15 protein-coding genes are annotated in these 19483 nt (G+C 63.0%); 8 read left to right on the top strand and 7 right to left on the bottom strand.

The window, feature by feature from the left end; genetic code table 11:
• Positions 1-4: 4 nt before the first annotated feature.
• From JQ600_RS14555 to JQ600_RS14545, 3 genes are all read left to right on the top strand, one after another.
• Positions 5-1144, top strand: a complete 1140-nt coding sequence (locus JQ600_RS14555) for a thiolase C-terminal domain-containing protein (RefSeq protein ID WP_212385740.1) — start codon at positions 5-7, stop codon at positions 1142-1144.
• A 135-nt stretch (positions 1145-1279) separates the two neighbouring features.
• Positions 1280-2194: an SDR family oxidoreductase gene (locus JQ600_RS14550; RefSeq protein ID WP_212000628.1), complete on the top strand. Its 915-nt coding sequence runs from the start codon at positions 1280-1282 to the stop codon at positions 2192-2194.
• A 491-nt stretch (positions 2195-2685) separates the two neighbouring features.
• Positions 2686-3621 (top strand): SMP-30/gluconolactonase/LRE family protein, encoded by a 936-nt coding sequence (locus JQ600_RS14545; RefSeq protein WP_212385741.1) that lies wholly within the window; start codon positions 2686-2688, stop codon positions 3619-3621.
• Positions 3622-3745: 124 nt separating this feature from the next.
• Here JQ600_RS14545 and ppc read toward each other — a convergent pair whose 3' ends face one another.
• The 3 genes from ppc to JQ600_RS14530 form a co-directional block, all read right to left on the bottom strand.
• Complete coding sequence (gene ppc, locus JQ600_RS14540) at positions 3746-6529, bottom strand: phosphoenolpyruvate carboxylase (protein WP_212385742.1); 2784 nt, start codon at positions 6527-6529, stop codon at positions 3746-3748.
• 122 nt (positions 6530-6651) lie between these two features.
• Positions 6652-8196 (bottom strand): acyl-CoA synthetase, encoded by a 1545-nt coding sequence (locus JQ600_RS14535; protein WP_212385743.1) that lies wholly within the window; start codon positions 8194-8196, stop codon positions 6652-6654.
• 145 nt (positions 8197-8341) lie between these two features.
• On the bottom strand, positions 8342-9157 hold the full coding sequence (locus JQ600_RS14530) for a crotonase/enoyl-CoA hydratase family protein (RefSeq protein ID WP_212385744.1): 816 nt from the start codon (positions 9155-9157) through the stop codon (positions 8342-8344).
• Positions 9158-9261: 104 nt separating this feature from the next.
• On the opposite strand from JQ600_RS14530, the gene JQ600_RS14525 reads away from it, so the two are divergent.
• Both JQ600_RS14525 and JQ600_RS14520 read left to right on the top strand, forming a co-directional pair.
• The gene (locus JQ600_RS14525) at positions 9262-10134 is read left to right on the top strand and encodes an SDR family oxidoreductase (RefSeq protein WP_212385745.1); all 873 of its coding nucleotides are present in this window, start codon (positions 9262-9264) and stop codon (positions 10132-10134) included.
• 201 nt (positions 10135-10335) lie between these two features.
• Positions 10336-11916 carry a fatty acid--CoA ligase gene (locus tag JQ600_RS14520; RefSeq protein ID WP_212385746.1) on the top strand — a complete coding sequence of 527 codons (1581 nt, stop codon included), beginning with the start codon at positions 10336-10338 and terminating at the stop codon, positions 11914-11916.
• A gap of 185 nt (positions 11917-12101) precedes the next feature.
• Here the strand turns inward: JQ600_RS14520 and JQ600_RS14515 are convergent, their stop codons facing one another.
• A complete protein-coding gene (locus tag JQ600_RS14515; protein WP_212000641.1) occupies positions 12102-13376 on the bottom strand; it encodes an acyl-CoA dehydrogenase family protein in 1275 nt (424 codons plus the stop codon).
• 205 nt (positions 13377-13581) lie between these two features.
• On the opposite strand from JQ600_RS14515, the gene JQ600_RS14510 reads away from it, so the two are divergent.
• Positions 13582-14361, top strand: a complete 780-nt coding sequence (locus JQ600_RS14510) for an enoyl-CoA hydratase-related protein (protein ID WP_212385747.1) — start codon at positions 13582-13584, stop codon at positions 14359-14361.
• Between the two features lie 115 nt (positions 14362-14476).
• Here the strand turns inward: JQ600_RS14510 and JQ600_RS14505 are convergent, their stop codons facing one another.
• From JQ600_RS14505 to JQ600_RS14495, 3 genes are read right to left on the bottom strand one after another with little or no spacing between them, the layout of a single operon-like run.
• Positions 14477-14851: a DUF6285 domain-containing protein gene (locus JQ600_RS14505; RefSeq protein ID WP_212385748.1), complete on the bottom strand. Its 375-nt coding sequence runs from the start codon at positions 14849-14851 to the stop codon at positions 14477-14479.
• 1 nt (position 14852) lies between these two features.
• Positions 14853-15839, bottom strand: a complete 987-nt coding sequence (locus JQ600_RS14500; protein WP_212385749.1) for a phosphotransferase family protein — start codon at positions 15837-15839, stop codon at positions 14853-14855.
• Positions 15836-16627 (bottom strand): enoyl-CoA hydratase/isomerase, encoded by a 792-nt coding sequence (locus tag JQ600_RS14495; RefSeq protein WP_212268328.1) that lies wholly within the window; start codon positions 16625-16627, stop codon positions 15836-15838. Before JQ600_RS14495 ends, JQ600_RS14500 begins: the two co-directional genes overlap by 4 nt.
• 241 nt (positions 16628-16868) lie before the next feature.
• Here JQ600_RS14495 and JQ600_RS14490 point away from each other — a divergent pair, with 241 nt between their 5' ends.
• Positions 16869-17648: an SDR family NAD(P)-dependent oxidoreductase gene (locus JQ600_RS14490; RefSeq protein WP_192737315.1), complete on the top strand. Its 780-nt coding sequence runs from the start codon at positions 16869-16871 to the stop codon at positions 17646-17648.
• A gap of 512 nt (positions 17649-18160) precedes the next feature.
• Complete coding sequence (locus JQ600_RS14485; protein WP_212489963.1) at positions 18161-19366, top strand: tyrosine-type recombinase/integrase; 1206 nt, start codon at positions 18161-18163, stop codon at positions 19364-19366.
• The last annotated feature ends 117 nt before the right edge of the window (positions 19367-19483 follow it).

The raw sequence follows: 19483 nt of genomic DNA, 5'->3' as shown, positions 1-19483 counted from the left end.
CACCATGCGCAGAAACCAGGTCGCCGTCGTCGGCGCCGCCGAGACCACCGAACTCGGCGTCATCCCGAACATGTCGCAGATCCAGCTGCACGCGGATGCGGCGCTCAACGCCATCGCCGATGCCGGACTGAAACTGTCAGACATCGACGGCATCGCCACCGCGGTGGAAACCCCGCAGCAGATCGCCCATTACCTCGGCATCAAGCCGACCTGGGTCGACGGCACCTCCGTCGGCGGCTGTTCGTTCATGCTGCATGTCCGCCACGCCGCGGCCGCGATCGAGGCAGGCCTCTGCAAGACCGTGCTGATCACGCACGCCGAGAGCGGCAAGTCGATGATCGGAAAGCTGCCGCGCTCGACGCCGCCGGACAGCCTCAACGGCCAGTTCGAGTCGCCGTTCGGCGTGTTCGGTCCGCCCAGCATGTTTCCGATACCCGTGCTGCGCTACATGAAGACCTATGGCATCACCCATGAGCAGATCGCCATGGTCGCGGTGGTGCAGCGCGAATGGGCCGCGAAGAATCCGCGCGCCACCATGAAGGCGCCGATCACGGTCGAGGACGTGCTGAACTCGAAGATGATCGCCTATCCGTTCCGCATCCTGCAATGCTGCCTCGTCACCGACGGCGGCGGCGCGCTGATCCTCACCTCGGCCGGCCGCGCCAAGGATTTTCCGCAGAAGCCGGTCTATATCCTCGGCACCGGCGAGAGTGTGGAAACGCCGATGGTCAGCCAGATGGAGACCTTCAACTCCTCGCGCGCCTTCACGACGGCGGGACCGCTCGCGTTCAAGGAGGCCGGCATCGCCCACAAGGACGTCGATCATCTGATGATCTACGACGCCTTCGCGCATCTGCCGCTGTTCGGTCTCGGCGATCTCGGCTTCATGCCGCACGAAGAAACCGGCAGGTTCATCGCCGAGGGCAACACGCGCCCCGGCGGCAAGCTGCCGCTCAACACCAATGGCGGCGGCCTGAGCTACATGCATTCGGGCATGTACGGCATGTATGCGCTGCAGGAGAGCGTGCGGCAAATGCGCGGCATCGCGCCGGCGCAAGTCAAGGACGCCAGGATATCGGTGTGCCACGGCGTCGGCGGCATGTTCGCGGCGTCCGGCACGATCATTTTTACGAACGAGAAGTGAAAGGTCTGATCTGTCATTGCCGGGCTTGACCCGGCAATCCATCATCCTCCGAAGAAGGATGGATGCGCGGGTCAAGCCCGCGCATGACAAGACCGAGCCTCCTTCAGCTATCGACAAACAGGACGGAGAACCACCATGACCAAATCACTGCAAGACAAAGTCATCATCGTCACCGGCGCGGGCCGGGGCATCGGCAGGGAGATCGCCCTGCTCTGTGCCGCCGAAGGGGCAAAGGTCGTGGTCAACGATCCCGGCGGCGCCGCCGACGGCGCGGGCAACAGCGCAGCTCCCGCCGAGGAAGTGGTGGAAGAAATCAAGAAGCGCGGCGGCACGGCGGTCGCCAATTTCGAGTCGGTTGCGGAAGCGATCCCCGCGAGCAAGATAGTGAAGACGGCGACCGATCATTTCGGCCGGCTCGACGGCGTCGTCAACAATGCCGGCATCCTGCGCGACATGATCTTCCACAAGATGAGCGTCGAAGCGTTCGAATCCGTCATCAAGGTGCATCTGATGGGCTCGTTCTACGTCAGCCACGCCGCGGCGCGGCTGTTCCGCGAACAGGAGAGCGGCTCCTTCGTGCACTTCACCTCGACCTCGGGACTGATCGGCAATTTCGGCCAGGCCAACTACGCCGCCGCCAAGCTCGGCATCGTCGGCCTCTCGAAGTCGATCGCGCTCGACATGGGCCGCTTCAACGTGCGCTCGAACTGCGTCTCGCCATTCGCCTGGACCCGCATGATCGGCACCATCCCGACCGAGACCGAAGCCGAGAAGGCGCGCGTCGCGAAGATCCAGCAGATGGGACCGGAGAAGATCGCGCCGGTCTGCGCCCATCTGCTCAGCGACGACGCCAAGGACGTCACCGGACAGATTTTTGGCGTGCGCATGAACGAGATTTTCCTGTTCGGCCAGCATCGTCCGGTGCGCTCGGTTCACCGCAGCGAAGGCTGGACGCCGCAGACCATCGCCGAGCACGGCATGCCGGCGCTGAAGGGATCATTCTCCAAGCTCGATCGCTCGGCGGACGTCTTCACCTGGGATCCGATCTGAGCGCGACAACGTAGGATGAGCAAAGGCGCGACAGCGCCGTGCCCACCGATCCATCGCAGAACGATGGTGGGCACGCGGGGTCTGTCATCGGGCGCGCATTCGCACGACCAGCATTGCCCACCCTACAAAGCCGGCCCGGCTCCGGCTAAGGACGCGACTTCCGCTTCACCCCCAGGTTGTTCGACGAAACCCGCCTGCTTTATGCCCAATTGCGGGAACATGATTTCCTTCCAACGAAAAACTGGGAGGAAAAAATGACAACTCCGCTACCCCAAAAGCCTCACTCAACTGGCGCCAAGGCGAACGGACTGGATCGCCGTGCGCTCTTGCGCGGTGCAACCGTGCTGGCCACCACGGCCGTAACCATGACAGCGGCCTCCGCGGCAAGCGTAGCCCCGCTGGGCCAATCGGGTGTCCCAACCCCGTCAACCGGCCCGCTCCCCCTGGGTCCGCTACCCGGGGCCCGCTATCCGGATGCCCGCCTCGAGTCGATGAAAAAGAAGGGCGTTTCGTTCGGGCCTACCGGCTTTCCGGCCTTTGCCGGCACCATGGCCGTCGAGCGCGTCGCAACCGGGTTCCGCTGGGCCGAGGGGCCGGTTTACTTTCCGGCTGGACGCTACGTGCTGTTCTCTGACATTCCCAACAACCGCATCATGCGCTTCTCGGAGGATGACGGTCACGTCAGCGTCTACCGCCAGCCGTCGATGAACTCGAACGGCAACACCATCGATCGGGAAGGACGCCTGATCAGCTGCGAACATAGCGGCCGACGGGTGACCCGGACCGAACTCGACGGCTCGATCACCATCATCGCCGACAAGTACAATGGCAAGAAGCTGAACTCGCCGAACGACGCGGTCGTCGCGGCCGATGGTTCGATCTGGTTCTGCGATCCGGCCTACGGTATCGGCGGCTTTTATGAGGGCATCAAAGCCGATGCCGAGCAGGACAAGAAGAATGTCTACCGGGTCGATCCGAAATCCGGCGACATCAAGATGGTCGTCGATGACTTCGTGCAGCCGAACGGCCTTTGCTTCTCGCCCGACGAGAAGAAGCTCTATATCTGCGACACCGGCTTCACGGACGGGCCGGACAACCCGTCGCATATCCGCGTGTTCGATGTGGATCTCGCAGGCGGAAAGCTCTCGAACAGCAAGGTCTTTGCGGAGATGCCTAAGCCCAGCATTACCGACGGGCTTCGCTGCGACACCGCCGGGCGTCTTTGGTGCTCCGTGGGTTGGGGCGATCCGAACGAGGACGGCGTGCGCTGCTACATGCCCGACGGCGATCTGCTCGGCAAGATCCACATCCCGGAGACGGTTGCAAACTTGTGCTTCGGCGGCATGCAGCGCAACCGGCTCTACATCTGCGGCTCGTCATCGCTCTACGCCGTTTACACCAGTGCGCAGGGCGCCATGAAGCCGTAAGGTGAGGAGGCTTCCGCGCGTCATTGCGAGGAGCGAAGCGACGAAGCAATCCATGCATCCACGTGCTCGGAGGGATGGATTGCTTCGCTGCGCTCGCAATGACGGGTGAGGCCGTCGTTCACCCTCACCCGCTATTGCGCAATCCCGCCGAAACGCCGTTGATGGTGATCTGAATGCCGCGCAGCACCTGCTCGTCGGGGTTTTGTGCGCGGTGCTCCTTCAATAGTTCGACCTGCACATGGTTGAGCGGGTCGAGATAGGGAAAGCGGTTGCGGATCGAGCGCTCAAGCAGCGGGTTGCTCTGCAGCAGGCGCTCCTGCTGCATGATCTTCAGCAGCAAATCGATACAGCTATGCCACTCGCCGCGGATGCGCCCGAAAATGCTTTCGCGCAGCGCCACGTCAGGCACCAGTTCGGCATAGCGCGAGGCGATCGCGATCGAGCTCTTGGCCAGCACCATGTCCATGTTCGACAACAGCATCCGGAAGAACGGCCATTCGCGATAGAGCTCCTGCAGGAACGGCATGCCCTGCTCGGGATGTTCCGCAATCCAGGTCTCCACCGCGCTGGCAAAGCCATACCAACCCGGCAGCATCAGGCGGCATTGCGCCCAGCTGAACACCCAGGGGATTGCGCGCAGATCCTCGATCTCGCGGGTTTTCTTGCGTGAGGCCGGGCGGCTGCCGATGTTGAGCGTGGCGATCTCGTTGATGACGGTGGAGCCCCAAAAGTAGTCGGCGAAGCCCTCGGTCTCGTAGACCAGCCCGCGATAAGCCCTGAAGGCCAGTGCGGACAATTCCTCCATCGCCTTCAGATATTCCGGACGCGGCGCGCTGTGCTTCGGCTGCAGCAGGCTCGCCTCCAGCGTCGCCGCCGTCAGAATTTCGAGATTGTTGCGGCCGACTTCGGCGTTGGAATATTTGCTGGAGATGATCTCGCCCTGCTCGGTGATGCGGATCTGGCCGTTCACCGCGCCGCCGGGCTGCGCGATAATCGCGTCATAGCTCGGTCCGCCGCCGCGGCCGACCGATCCGCCGCGGCCGTGGAACAGCCGCAGGCGGACGTGATGGCGTTCGAACACCTCGATCAGGCCGATTTCCGCCTTGTACAGTTCCCATCCCGAGGTGACGAAACCGCCGTCCTTGTTGCTATCGGAATAGCCGAGCATCACTTCCTGAATCGCTCCGCGACTGTCGACCAGTTTGCGGTAATCGTGCAGCGACAAAATGCGATCCATGATGCCGCTGGAGCCCTGAAGGTCCTCGATGGTCTCGAACAGCGGCACGATGTTGATCGCGCAGCGGCCCGAGGGATGAACGAGGCCGGCTTCCTTCAGAAGCAGCGCGACCTCCAGCATGTCGGACACCCCCTTGCACATGGAGATGATGCACTGGGGGATAGCCGCGGAACCATAACGGGCATGCGCCTCGGCGGCCGCATGGAATAGCGCGAGTTCGCCGATCGTCTCCTCGCTGTATTTCACAAAAGCCGACGTCAGCGGACGCGCGTTGCCGAGTTCCTTGACGAGCAAGGCGATCCGCGCCTCCTCATTCAACGCCAGATAGGACATGCCGGGCATCGCCGCGTCGATCAACTCCGCGACAGTGCGTTCGTGCACGGCCGAATTTTGCCTGATATCGAGGCTCGCGAGGTGGAAACCGAAGCAATCCACGGCCCGGCGCAACAGGCGCAATCGCCCGCGCGCAATCACGCCGGAATTGTTTGAGATCAGCGAGCGATAGAGGATATCGAGATCGGCCTTGAATTCCGCGACATCGGCGTAAGGCGCGGCCTCGCCGACCGCCGGGCGTCTGGTCTCCACGTCCAGCCGCGTCGCGGTCGCGGTGAGGCGCGCGTAGATGCCGGATACCGCAAGGCGATAGGGCTCGCCGCTTCGGTGCGGCGACTTATCCGGCGAACGCTCCGCAAGGACACGCAAATCCTTGGAAACATCGGCCAGATGCGCCGCCATCGACAATTCGGCGCCGAGGAGATGCAATTCCTCCAGATAAAACCGCAGCACCCGGCTGGACTGCAATTTCAGCGTCCCGCGCACCACGTCGGCGGTTACGAACGGATTGCCGTCGCGGTCGCCGCCGATCCAGCTTCCCATCTTGAGAAACGAAGCCAGTTCGCCCCTTGAACTGTCGCCCTCGTTCAGCCGGTCCTCCAGCGCGCAATGCAGCCGCGGCACCTCATGCAGGAACGTGTAGTCGTAGAACGACAGGCCATTGGCGACCTCGTCGAGCACCGTGAGCTTGGTCCGGCGCAAGAGGTTGGTCTTCCACAACGTCAGCACCGCGCGGCGCAATTGCTCGTCGCTGGCCTCGACCTCATCGGGCGTCAGTTGCACCCGCTCCTTGCGGTCGAGCAGCGCGGCGATCTCCATTTCGCGATCGATCGTGCTCTTGCGGCGGACTTCGGTCGGATGGGCCGTGAGGACCGGACTGACTTGGGCGCTTGCAAAGAACTTGCGCAGATCGGCGGCGCTGATGCCGGCCGTGCGCGCGTGCGCCAGGGTCTGGGCCAGCATGCTGGCGCGCGGCGCCCCGCCCGGCCCGGTCCGCGCCCGCATCTGGCGGATGTTGTTCTGGTCTTCGGCAATGTTGGCCAGATGCGAGAAATAGCTGAAGGCGCGCACGATCCGCACCGTCTGGCTGATCGACATGCTGTCGAGGATCTGTTCGAGCTCGCGCCGCGCCGGCTTGTCGTCGTCGCGATGGAACCGGATCGAGGTCTGCCGGATACGCTCGACCAGGCCGAAGACGTCGGCGCCTTCCTGGTCACGCACAGTATCGCCGAGAATGCGCCCGAGCAGCCTGATATCGTTCCTCAGCCGGGCGTCCTCCGCGTCTTCGACGCGATTGGCACGGACTTCAGGATCGGAAGGCATGGTCTGGGGTGACATGGCTTGCTACTCCAGAGGGCTTGCCCGGCAAGTTCTGGAGTGTGCAAGTTTTTTGCCGCAGTGCAAGATAAAGATGGAGGCGGTGCAGAAACTAACCGACCTCATCCTGAGGAGCGCGCCCCCTAAATCCGCCGCCCTGCCCGCTCCCAATAGGGATCGCGCAGCCGGCGTTTGAAGATCTTGCCGGAATCTTCCCGCGGCAGATTGGCCTGGATTTCGACGTGCTTGGGCACCTTGTAATCGGCCAGCGAGGTCTTCAGCTGGGCGCGGACCGCGGCGACATCAAGCGTCACGCCCGGTTGCGGCTCCACGACCGCCATCAACGCTTCGCCGAACTCCTCGTCGGGAATGCCGAACACCGCGCAGTCATGGACGCCAGGCACGGCGTGCAGTGCGGCTTCGATTTCCGCCGGGTAGATGTTGACGCCACCCGAAATCACCATGTCGCGCTTGCGGTCGCAGATGAAGACATAGCCGTCCTGATCGATATAGCCGACATCGCCCGAGGTAATGAATCCCTCGCGGTCGATCTCGGAACGCTTCTCCGGCTTGTTGTGGTAGGTGAAATCCGGATTGCCGGATATCCGCGAATAGATTTCGCCGATCTCGCCCGGCGGCAGCACGCGCCCGTCATCGCCGATGAAGCGCAGTTCAGCGCCCGGCGATATCTTGCCGACGGTGCCGGGCTTCTTCAGCGCGTCCTCGGAATTGGCAAAGGTGACGGCGCCGGATTCGGTCGAGCCGTAGAATTCGTAGATCACCGGTCCCCACCATTCGATCATCGCGCGCTTGACGTCGGCCGGACAGGGCGCGGCGGCGTGAATGATATGCCGCAGCGACGACACGTCGTACCTCCTGCGCACTTCCTCCGGCAGCTTCATCAGCCGGATGAACATGGTCGGCACCATGAAGATCGTGTCGACCCGCTCGGTTTCGATCAGCCGCAGGAATTCCTCCGGCTCGAAGCGCGGCATCAATATCAGCGCGCCACCAAGCCGTCCGGCGCGCAGGCCGAACGAGTTCGGCGCGGAGTGATACAGCGGTCCCGGCAGGATCGTGCGCGCGCCCGGCTTGAGGCCGTAGATCATCGCTCGCATGGCTTCGGCATTGGCGCTCTGCGCCGGTGTCGGTGCAAAGCGGCGCACGCCCTTCGGGTGGCCCGTGGTGCCCGAAGTGTAGATCATGTTCTGCGGCTGCGGCACCACCGGCCCGTCATAGCGCGGCTGCTGCCGGAGCCAGGATTCGAAGTCGATCGCGAAATCCGGCGTTGAGAGATGATCGGGGTTGATCTTGTAGTTGGCCAGGATTTCCGGCGGCGTCGGCACGCTGAGCGCGGTGACGCCCGACGGAATCGCGTCCCGCAGCTGATGCAGCATGTCGGCATGCGCGATCAACACCGAAGTGCCGGAATCCTCCAGCACGTAGTTGATTTCCTCCGGCTTGAAGTGCCAGTTCACGGGAACGCCGTAAGCGCCGAGCCGCATCGCGGAATAAGCGGCCTCGATGAAGGCGATGTCGTTGCGCATCAGCATGCATACGCTGTCGCCCGGCTTGACACCGAGCTGATGCAGGCCGCTGGCGATGCGGTCGGTGCGCTCGGCGACCTCGGCGTGCTCGCGCCGGCGCTGGCCGCTGATGATGCCGAGGAAGGGAGTTGGCGTTGTCATTGTCTTTTCCGATCTCTCGCCGGGTTTAGAAGGTACCTGTCATTCCGGGGCGCATCGAAGATGCGAACTAAGGTGTGCAATTGCACACCTGAGAATCTCGAGATTCCGGGTTCTCGCTTCGCGAGCCCCGGAATGACGGAATAATTCACCCCGCATCCGCAAACCGCGGCGCGCGTTTTTCCAGATTGGCGCGCACGGCCTCCTGCTGGTTGGGACCGCCCATCAGCTTCATCTGCTCGACGGATTCGGCGAGCAATGCCGGGCCGGGATCGACGGACAAATTGTTGAGCATGCGCTTGGCGGCGCGGATCGCGTCGGGGCTCTTGCCGGCGATCTCGCGCGCGACCTCGAAGGCGGCGGCGCGCGGGTCGTCGCAGATCCGCGTTGCAAGGCCATAGCTCATCGCTTCCTGCGCCGAGAAGATGCGCCCGGTGTAGGTGAGGTCGCGCAGGATATCGTCGCGCACGAGGCTTGCGAGGATCGGCGTGCCCGCCATATCAGGCACCAGGCCCCACTTGATTTCCATGATCGACATCCGTGCATCAGGGGTGAGGAAGCGCATGTCGGCGCCGAGCGCGAGCTGGAACCCGCCGCCGAAGGCGACGCCCTGAATCGCCGCAATCACCGGCACCGGAAGTTGCCGCCAGCCCCACACCGCCTGCTGTGGAAAATTGGCGAGGCCATGGGTGCGCGCGGAAAGGTCGCGCTTCTCTCCGCCGGCGATCCCGTTACCGCCCTGCTCCTTCATCGCGGCGAAACGGCCCATATCGAGGCCGGCGCAGAACGACCGACCTTCGCCGGACAATACTACCGCCCGGACCCCTTTTTCATGCGCAAGCCGTTCAGTTGCAGCGACAATCGCCTCGAACATCGCGGCATCGAGCGCGTTCATTTTGTCCGCTCGTACCAGCCGGACGTCGGCAATGCCGTCCGAAATCGATATCGAAACGCGCTGCTCCATGAGAATTCTCCTCCACTGCTATTCGCTGTTATCGCTTTACAGAACGGCGTTGTCCGGATTTAGTCAATCGACCAATTAACAGCAATTCCTTTCGGGTGGAAACGATGTTCAACGATCAGCTTCTCGCCGGGCGACGCATTCTCGTGACCGGGGGCGGTACCGGCCTCGGCAAATCCATGGCAGCGCGATTCCTTGAGCTTGGCGCCGAGGTCCATATCTGCGGCCGTCGCAAGAGCGTGTGCGACGAGAGCGCGACCGAATTGATGGATCTGCACGGCGGACGTGTGGTCAGCCACGGCGTCGATATCCGCAACGCGCTTGCGGTCGACGAGATGATCGAACAGATCTGGACCGGCGGTCCGCTCACCGATCTCATCAACAACGCCGCCGGTAATTTCGTCTCGCGCACCCAGGACCTGACGCCACGCGGCTTCGACGCGATTGCCAATATCGTGATGCACGGCACGTTCTATGTCACCCACGCTATCGGCCGCCGCTGGATTGCCGAGAAGCAGCGCGGCAATGTGGTGTCGATCACCGTGACCTGGGTCCGCAACGGTTCGCCCTATGTGGTGCCGTCGGCGATGAGCAAATCGGCGATCCATGCCATGACCATGTCGCTGGCGATGGAATGGGGCAAATACGGCATTCGCCTCAACACCATCGCGCCCGGCGAAATTCCGACCGAGGGCATGAGCAAGCGTCTCAACCCGGGCGATGAACCCGGTGCACGCACCATCGCCAGAAATCCGATGGGCCGCGTCGGCAAGATGGAAGAATTGCAGAACCTTGCCGTGTTCCTGATCTCGGGCGGTTGCGACTGGATCAACGGTGAGACCATTGCGATGGACGGCGCACAGGCGCTGGCAACCGGCGGAAACTTCTACGAGCTGCGCGAGTGGTCCGATGCCGACTGGGAGCATGCGCGCGATTCGATCAAGGCGCAGAACGAAAAGGACCGCGCGGCGAGAGGGTGAACTCTTTTCGTTGTCGTCCCGGCGAACGCCGGGACCCATAACCACGAATGCTAATTTTTCGAAGGCAACTAACTCCATCGCGCAACCGCTAGGCTGCGGCGTATGGGTCCCTGCTTTCGCAGGGACGACGGTGGCGTATTGTTTTTGCTGGCGGATACCGCCAAACTCGGTGCAACGAAAATAAGACACGACGGGAGAAACATGTCCGCCACACAAGCGCCGGCAAACCTTGCCGAGATGGTGCGCGAGCGCGCCAGGAGCCGCGGCAATGCGCTGGTCTATGAATTCGAGGGACGTCAGACCAGCTTCGCCGAGTTCGACATCAAGACCAACCGCGTCGCGAATGCGCTGATCGCGCTTGGCGTCAAGCCGGGCGAGCGCATCGCCTATCTCGGCAAGAACAGCGACATCTATTTCGAACTGCTGATGGGCGCGATGAAGGCCAATGTGGTGATGGCACCGGTGAACTGGCGGCTGGCCGGCCCCGAGGTCGCCTTCATCGTCGCGGACTGCCGGGCGCCGGTGCTGTTCGTCGGACCGGAGTTCATCACGCAAGCCCGCAACATCAAGCCGCAGCTGCCTGACCTCCGCACCGTCATCACCACCGAAGGTGGCGCGCCGGAATGGCCGGATTTCACGGCGTGGCGCGATGCGCAGAGCGGCGATGACCCCAAGGTGCCGATCAGCCCCAAGGACGTCGCGATCCAGCTCTATACGTCGGGCACGACAGGCAAGCCGAAGGGCGCGATGCTGTCGCACGCCAATTTCCTCAACCTGGTGCAGACCGGCAACGAAGCCGAGAAGCCCGACTGGAACAAATGGTCGACCGACGACGTCTCGCTGGTGGCGATGCCGATCTTTCACATCGGCGGCTCCGGCTGGGGCGTGATGGGGCTCTATCACGGCGCCAAGGGCGTGATCGCGCGCGAGTTCGATCCCACCAAGGTGCTGGATTTCTTCGAGCAGTCCGGCATCACCAAATTGTTCATGGTGCCGGCCGCGATGCAGTTCGTGGTGCGGCAGCCGCGCGCGAGACAGGTCGACTTCTCGCGGCTGAAATACATGCTCTACGGTGCCTCGCCGATTCCGGCGGCGCTGCTGAAGGAATGCATCGAGGTCTTCAAATGCGGCTTCGTGCAGATGTACGGCATGACCGAAACGACAGGCACCATCGTCGCGCTGCCGCCGGAGGACCATATCGAAGGCCTCGACCGCATGCGCTCGGCCGGCAAGGCGTTGCCCGGCATTGAGCTTGCGATCCTCGACGCCGACGGCACGCGGCTGCCGCCGGGTGAAGTCGGTGAGATCGCCACGCGTTCGGGCTCCAACATGGTCGGCTACTGGAACCTGCCGGAAGCCACCGCCAAGACACTCGACCGCGACGGCTGGCTGCGCACCGGTGACGCCGGCTACATGGACAAGGACGGCTACCTCTACATCCACGACCGCATCAAGGACATGATCATCTCCGGCGGCGAGAACATCTATCCCGCCGAAGTCGAGAGCGCGATCTGCGATCACCCTGACGTCGCCGAAGCCGCTGTCATCGGCATCCCCGACGACAAATGGGGCGAAGCGGTCAAGGCGATCGTGGTGATGAAGCCGGGCAAGCAAGCTACTGCCACCGACATCATCAACTTCACCCGCGAACGCATCGCCGGCTTCAAGACGCCGAAGTCGGTGGATTTTCTCGAAGCGCTGCCGCGCAATCCGTCGGGCAAGATTTTGCGGCGGAATTTGCGTGATCCCTATTGGACGGGGAAGGACCGGCAGGTGAATTAGGGCGCGCCGCGCGTCACACCCTCGATGTCGTCCCGGCGAACGCCGGGACCCATACGCCGTGACGTTAGTTGTTGCGGGAAGTATTCGTTGCCTCTGTCTAACCAGCGTGCCCCACATTGCGCCCTGTGGTTATGGGTCCCGGCGTTCGCCGGGACGACGAGTTGAGAGAGTGTGCCTCATCCCCCTCAATGCTTCCCCGCCCCCATATACCCGAACAGGAATCCCGCGACTTTCCGCTTCTGGATTTCCTCGCTGCCTTCGGTGATGCGGTAGCGGCGATGGTGGCGGTAGATGTGTTCGAATGGTTTGTGGCGCGAATAACCCATGCCGCCATGGACCTGCATGGCGCGGTCGGCGGCTTCGCAGCAGAGGCGGTTTGCCCAGAAGTTGCACATCGAGACCCGGTCCGAGAGCGTGTGCTCGACCTCCGCCTGGGTCAGCTTGTCCATCTCCCACGCGGTCTTGCGGATCAACAGCCGCAGCATCTCGGCCTGCGTCGCAAGTTCCACCAGCGGCCACTGGATCGCCTGGTTCTCGGCCAGCGCCTTGCCGAACGGCTTTCGCTCGCGCGCGTATTTGACGCTTTCGTTGATGCAATAGACGGCGGCGCCGAGCGAACTCGCCGCCTGCCGGATCCGGTTCTCGTGCACGAAGCATTGCGCCAGCGACAGGCCGCGGCCGACCTCGCCGAACAATGCGTCGTCAGGCACGAACACGTCGGTAAAACTGACGCGGGGGTGATCGGTCGGCATGTTGAAGGTCCACATATATTCCTCGACCTTCACGCCTTCAGCTTTGGCCGGCACCAGGAGACAGGTGATGCCGCGGGCATCGCCGTCATTGCCTGATGTGCGCGCGAACAGCGCGCAATGCGTCGCCACATGCATGCCCGTGGTCCACATCTTCTGGCCGTTGACGATCCAGCCCTTGACGTTGTCACGGGTCGCCGGCACCGCCCTTGTTTCCATGTGCGTGGCGTCGGAGCCGTGCTCGGGTTCCGTGAGGCCAAAGGTGATGCGGTATTTGCCGGTGATCGAGCCGTCGATCATCGCCTTCTGTTCGTCGGTGCCGTAACGGTCGAGCATGGTCACGATCGGGAGGTTGCCGACGATCGAATGCTCGTTCTGCAAATCGTTGTGCAGGCCCAATCCCTGGGACGCGAAATGCTCCCGGATCACCGCCATCCAGAGGTTGGAGCCGTCCTTGCCGCCGTAACGCTTCGGGATCGCAAACCGCAAATGCCCGGCGGCGTCAGCGAGGTTTTTGGCCTTGCGCAGCAGCGCTTCCCATTCATGCCGCGGCAAACCGCCCTTGTCGAAATCGGTGCGGGCCCATTCGCGGCGATGATCGAAGAAGCGGATGTTGTCGTCGGCCTCTTCCAGCGGCTTGATCTCGCGCGCGATGAACTTGTCGAGTTCGTCGAGGTAAGCGACGAGGTCGGCGGGCAATGCAAAATCCACGGCGGTCTCTCCCGAAAATGTCGTTTATTGTGTTTAGTGGCTAGCCGGACCAGGCGGCGCATTTTCGATTAAGGTTGGAATACCCTGGCCAAGTCAAGCAACGGAATATCGCTTGTGACGCGCGGCTCGCTTGCGTAATTGAATGGGTTCCGGCGGCTGGCACCGCGCTATTATTCCTCGTCACAGAAAAACAGCGGGAGCGAACATGGATCTCAAATTCTCCAAGGTCACACGCAAGGGTCCGATCACGATCATCACGTTGAATCGCCCCGAAGTGTACAATGCGCTGCATATCGACGCGCATTTCGAACTCAACAAGGTGTTCGACGATTTCTCCAGTGATCCCGACCAGTGGGTCGCGATCGTTACCGGCGCTGGCGACAAGGCCTTTTGCGCCGGCAACGATCTGAAATGGCAGGCGGCCGGCGGCAAGCGCGGCTGGGACAAGGGCGGCTTTGCCGGATTGACCTCGCGGTTCGACTGCGACAAGCCGATCATCGCCGCCGTCAACGGCGTCGCGATGGGCGGCGGGTTCGAGATCGCGCTGGCCTGCGACCTCATCATTGCCTCGGAGAATGCCACCTTCGCATTGCCCGAACCGCGCGTCGGCCTTGCTGCGCTTGCCGGCGGCGTGCACCGGCTGCCGCGCCAGATCGGCATGAAGCGCGCCATGGGCATGATCCTGACCGCGCGCCACGTCTCGGCCAAGGAGGGCCTTGAACTCGGTTTCGTCAATGAAGTGGTTCCTGCCGGCGAAGCGCTGGCGGCCGCTGAGCGCTGGGCCGAGACCATCGCCAAGAACTCGCCGATGTCGATCCGCGCCTCCAAGCAGGCGATCCAGAAGGGCATGGCGGTCTCGCTGGAACAGGCGATCGCCGAACAGCGCGAATACCCGGCGGTGAAGGCGATGGCGGCCTCGCAGGATTACATCGAGGGACCGAAGGCGTTTTCGGAGAAGCGCGCGCCGAAATGGCTGGGGAAGTAAATTCACTCTCTCCGTCATGCCCGGGCTTGTCCCGGGCATCCACGTCTTTCGTTGCCGACGCCAAGTCGTGGATGGCCGGGACAAGCCCGGCCATGACGATAGAATGGTGCCTACCCTACTTATTCCCCAACTCCCGCTTGTACGACGCGTAGTTGGGCTGATCGACGGCGAGCTTGTCCATCGTGGTCTGCCAGAGATGATCGGCCAGTCCCGGCGTCTGCAGATCCACTTCGCCGCTCGCGATTTTATCCGACAGCGCGCGGTTGAGGTCGAGCAGCGCACCGTCGATGCCGAGCAGTTGCTTGAGCCGCGCGGCCTCTGCGCTTTCGCTATCGCCTTCCAGCGCCAGTTGCCGCGTCACCAGATCGAGCCCGTTGATGGCGACGCGGAGCTTGAAGGCGTTGTGGCCCTTGATGGCGGGCGCGATCTCGTTGCGCAGAAAATCCGCGACCGCCTTGATCAGTTCGGTGGGTGTCGGTTCGTCCTGCATCTTATTTCCCCTTCGGGGCTAGCAATCTCAGCAGATCGATTTCCGTCTCCGACGAGCGGCGGCCGATCATGGCGCGCTCCATCGAATGATCGGGGCCTTGGCGAAACCGCTGCATCATGCCGCAGCACATGATGCCCCAGCGCAGCGTGCCCATCACTTCCCAGAACATCACGCGGTCGGGATCGGCCTTGCGCCCGGCCGCTTCATAGCCGGCGAACAGGTCCTCGCGCGAACCAAAGCCTCCGACCGGCTTGTCGATCTCGCCAAAGCGCCAGGAGTTGACGCAGATCCATCCCAAATCCTCCATCGGGTCGCCGAAATGCGCCAGCTCCCAATCCAGCACGGCGCGGACGCCGTCGGGCCCGATGATGAGGTTGCCGTGGCGGAAGTCGCCGTGCACCAGCGTTACTTCCCTTGACGGGCCGGGATCGCGTTCGCGGAGCCAGCGCAGTGCCAGCTCGAACACCGGACGCGGCCGGCCGAAACTGCGATACTCGCGATCGAGATCGGCGATTTCCTTTGTCGCCGTCATCTCACGCAGCTTTGGCAGTTTTGCCGCCGGCAAGCCGTGGATGCCCGCGACCACCCCACCAAGCTGGCGCGCCAGTATCGGGCGCGCTTGTGCGAATTGTTCGTCGCGCAGAATTTTTCGCGCGATGGTCTCGCCCTCGATCCGCTGCATGATGAAGCCGGTGCCGAGTTCGTCCTCGGGTTTCAAGACATGCATCACGCGCGGCGACGGCAGGCCAGCGTCGTGCGCGAGCTGCATCAGCGTTGCTTCCGCGTCGAGCCCTGCGGCGCGGCCGGGTGACGCGCCATAGCCCGGCGGCGCACGGCGCAGGATCGCGCCGACATTGCCGCTGGGATGCACGATGTCGAACGTCCAGGTTTCCTGGCTGGCGCCGCCGGAAAGTTTTGCCGCGCCAGTGACGCCGGTCGCGCCCGGATACCAGGCGGCGACGCAGCGTCCGAGTTCGGCCTCGATCATTTGCCCCTGAACTTGGCGGGGCGCTTTTCAAGGAACGCGGTGACGCCTTCCTTGAAATCTTCCGCCGAGCCCGCGATGCGTTGCGACTCGAACTCGAGGTTGAGCTGCTCCTCGTAGGAGTTTTCCGGGCTGTCCCAATAGAGTTTTCGGATCAGCGACAGCGCGATCGTGGGACCATTGGCAAGATCCTGCGCCAGCTTCATCGCCTCTTCCATCAAGACCGCATCGTCATGGACGCGGTTGACGAGGCCCCATTCCAGCGCCTTTTCCGCCGGCAGCCGTTCGCCCATCAGCGACAGCTCGACCGAGCGCGCCTTGCCGATCATCCGCGGCAACAACCAGGTCGATCCGCAATCCGGCACCAGGCCGATGCGGCGGAACGCCTGCAGGAAATAGGACGAGCGCGCGCACAGGATCATGTCGCCCATCAGCGCGAAGCTCATGCCGGCGCCGGCGGCGGGGCCGTTGACGGCGGTCACGATCGGGCAATGCAGGTTGCGCAGGCGGCGCAGGAACGGATGAAACGCGGTTTCCAGCGCCGCGCCGGCATTGACCCGGCCCGGCTTGGCGTTGTTGCGGCCCTGCAAATTGGCACCCGTACAGAACGCGCGGCCGGCCCCCGTGATCACAAGGCAGCGCACCTCCGCCTTCCTGTCCTCGATCGCGTCCAGCGCCTCGCCGAGGCCGCCCAGCATGTCGATCGAAACCGCGTTCATGACCTCCTGGTGGTCGAGTTTCAAAATGGCGACCGAGCCATCGAAATCGAGCGTGACGTGCTTGAACTGCATTTGTTTCCTCGCGAGTTGTGTTTACGCGCTATCAGGCTTGCGCGATGGGTCGGATGTGTTGTCTGGGCCCATATTTGATTTTCCTGACGGGCTTGTCCATGGTCGGACTGAACCTCTGCCCACCACTGGGCGCAAACCTTGTTGTCTTGGGCATGATTCTTGTCGGAAAACCGGCGTCCACTTTTCCGGATCATGCCCTAACGCGCGCCAGACCAAATGGAAACACCCAAGGGATACATTCATGAGCATTTTCGACCTCTCCGGCCGTGTCGCTGTCGTCACCGGCGGTAATGGCGGCATCGGTCTCGGCATTGCGCAAGCGCTGAATGCGGCCGGATGCACCGTTTCGATCTGGGGCCGCAACGCCGACAAGAATGCGAGCGCGGCAGCAAGCCTCGCCAAGGGTCCCGGCAAGGTCGACACCCGCATCTGCGATGTCAGTGACCCCGCCTCCGTCAAGGCTGCGATGAAGGCCACGCTGGATGCGCTCGGCCGCGTCGACGGTTGCTTTGCCAATGCCGGCATCGGCGGCGGCGGACGGCGCGCCTTCATCGACCGCACCGAGGAGGAATGGCGAAAAATGTTCGCGACCAATCTCGACGGCGTCTTCCACGTGTTCCAGGCCGCCGCCCGCCACATGACCGAGCGCGCGGAAGCCGGCGACAAGTTCGGCCGTCTGGTCGCGACCTCGAGTCTCGCCTCCCTGTTCGGCACCGCGCGCAACGAGCACTACGCCGGCACCAAGGCCGCACTGAACGCATTGTGCCGCGCGCTCGCGGTCGAACTCGCGCGTCACGGCGTCACCGCGAACGCGATCCTGCCCGGCTGGATCAAAAGCGACATGACGGCGGGCATCATGGCGAATGACAAGTTCGTCGCCAACGTGATGCCGCGCATTCCGGTGCGCCGCTTCGGCGAGCCCAGCGATTTCGGCGGCATCGCGGTGTACATCATGAGCCAGGCGTCGTCGTATCATACGGCGGATTGCTTTGTGATCGATGGCGGGTATACGGCGTTTTGAGATTGGGTGTGGCGAAGCTCTCTCCACTCGTCGTCCCGGCCTTCAGCCGGGACCCATACTCCGCGGCGGATGTTGTTTAGGAAGGTATCTAACGCCAGCGCTCCAACCGATGGGCCGCGGCGTATGGGTCCCGGGTCAAGCCCGGGACGACGGCTGTGTTTGTCGCTACACCACTATCAAAACGCACTTTCGCATTCTCGCGACGCATTGCGCCCGAGCTTTGCCAGAAACTTCCCGCCCTCTCATGAGAGGGCGCAGGGAAGACCGGGTGCGCGCTGCACCCGCGGTCCCGTGTGCGGTTTGCACTAAGTAGGCTGCACACGAGCATACAGGGCAGCGGTGAACACCCGGCCTTCCCTGCGCAAGGGAATTACAGGCTTGATCCAAGACTGATAGCGCTTCATACTCCGGCACTAACCTCTTGATGTCGCGGTGAAATACCCGATATGGCTGTATAGAACTTGATACGGCTTTACACACACCGAAGTGACACAACCGGAGGCACCCGACCGATGGCTCGCAGCCAGCGCCATTCCAAACTCGACAGCCGCACCGCGCGATTGAAGCTCGCGGTCAGACGCAAACCCTATAACGGACTCGCGCTCGCGCGCGGCGTGCTGCTGCTGTATCGCCGCAACAAGGGCAACGGATCGTGGGTGCTCAAACGTGCCACCGGCAAGACTGGCAAGAGCAACACGAGCGGTTACTGGACCAACGCCTTCGCCGAGGCCGACGACTTCGATGCGAGTAACGGCACGAAGATCATGACTTTTTTCGAAGCGCAGAACGAAGCGAAGAAATTGGCGGGCCGCACGGATGATGCCAGTGGTGACACCGCGCCGATCACGCTGGATGGCGCGCTGACGAGCTACAGGGCCGATCTGATCGCGCGCGATGCCAACCCCTACAATGCCGAGCATCCGCGCGTTCACCTCACCAGCGTGCTGTTGTCGAAGCCGGTGCAACTCCTAACGTCCGCCGAGCTGAAGAAATGGCGCGACAGCCTGCTCGACACGATGGCGAAGTCAACGATCAACCGGCTTTGCGGGTGCGTCTGCGCCGCACTGGAGCTAGCCGCGCAGCACGACAAGCGGATTCAGAACCGGGAGGCGTGGGAAACCGGGCTCGCGGCGCTGCCGAATACGCAAGTGGCGCGCAACGTCATCCTGAGTGACGACACGGTGCGCGCGTTCGTCAGCGTCGCCTATGGACTCGATGAAAAGTTTGGGCTGTTCACCGATACGATGGCGGTGACTGGCGCACGGCCGTCGCAGCTCTCGCGATTGTGTGTCGAGGATTTGCGCGATCATCCGGTGCGGCCGAAAGTGATGATGCCGAAGAGCGGCAAAGGCGGAGCCCGAAACCGCGCCGAGAAAAAGCTGGAGCGCTACTCGGTGCCGATCACCGTCGAGCTGGCAGCGCGGCTGAAGCTGGCGGCGAAGGGCCGTGCTGGCCATGCGCCGCTGCTGTTGCAGAGCGACGGCAGGCCATGGGGCGACAATCCGGGCCAGAGCTACCATCGCATGGTGGACAAGATCGTCACCGCCATCGGCTGCGATCCGGACGCGACGATGTACGCGCTCCGGCATTCCAGCATCGTGCGGATGCTGACGGCCAGCGTCCCGATCAGGCTGGTGGCCGCGTTGCACAACACCAGCGTGAAGATGATCGAGAAGCATTACTCGCTCCACATCACCTCCTCAATGGCGTCGTTGTGAACCGGCCGACGCTGCCCCGCCGGAATCGTAGACCGTCGTTGTATTGCTGCTGCTGGACTCGCGGCCGATCACCTTGCCGCGCGCATCGTAGATCGCGCGCTGTTGCGCGGAGGCTGC

The sequence above is a fragment of the Bradyrhizobium sp. AUGA SZCCT0176 genome, from assembly GCF_018130145.1.
Lineage (GTDB): Bacteria > Pseudomonadota > Alphaproteobacteria > Rhizobiales > Xanthobacteraceae > Bradyrhizobium.
Note: the sequence above shows the minus strand (reverse complement) of the source record. Positions and strands in the feature narration are given on the sequence as shown.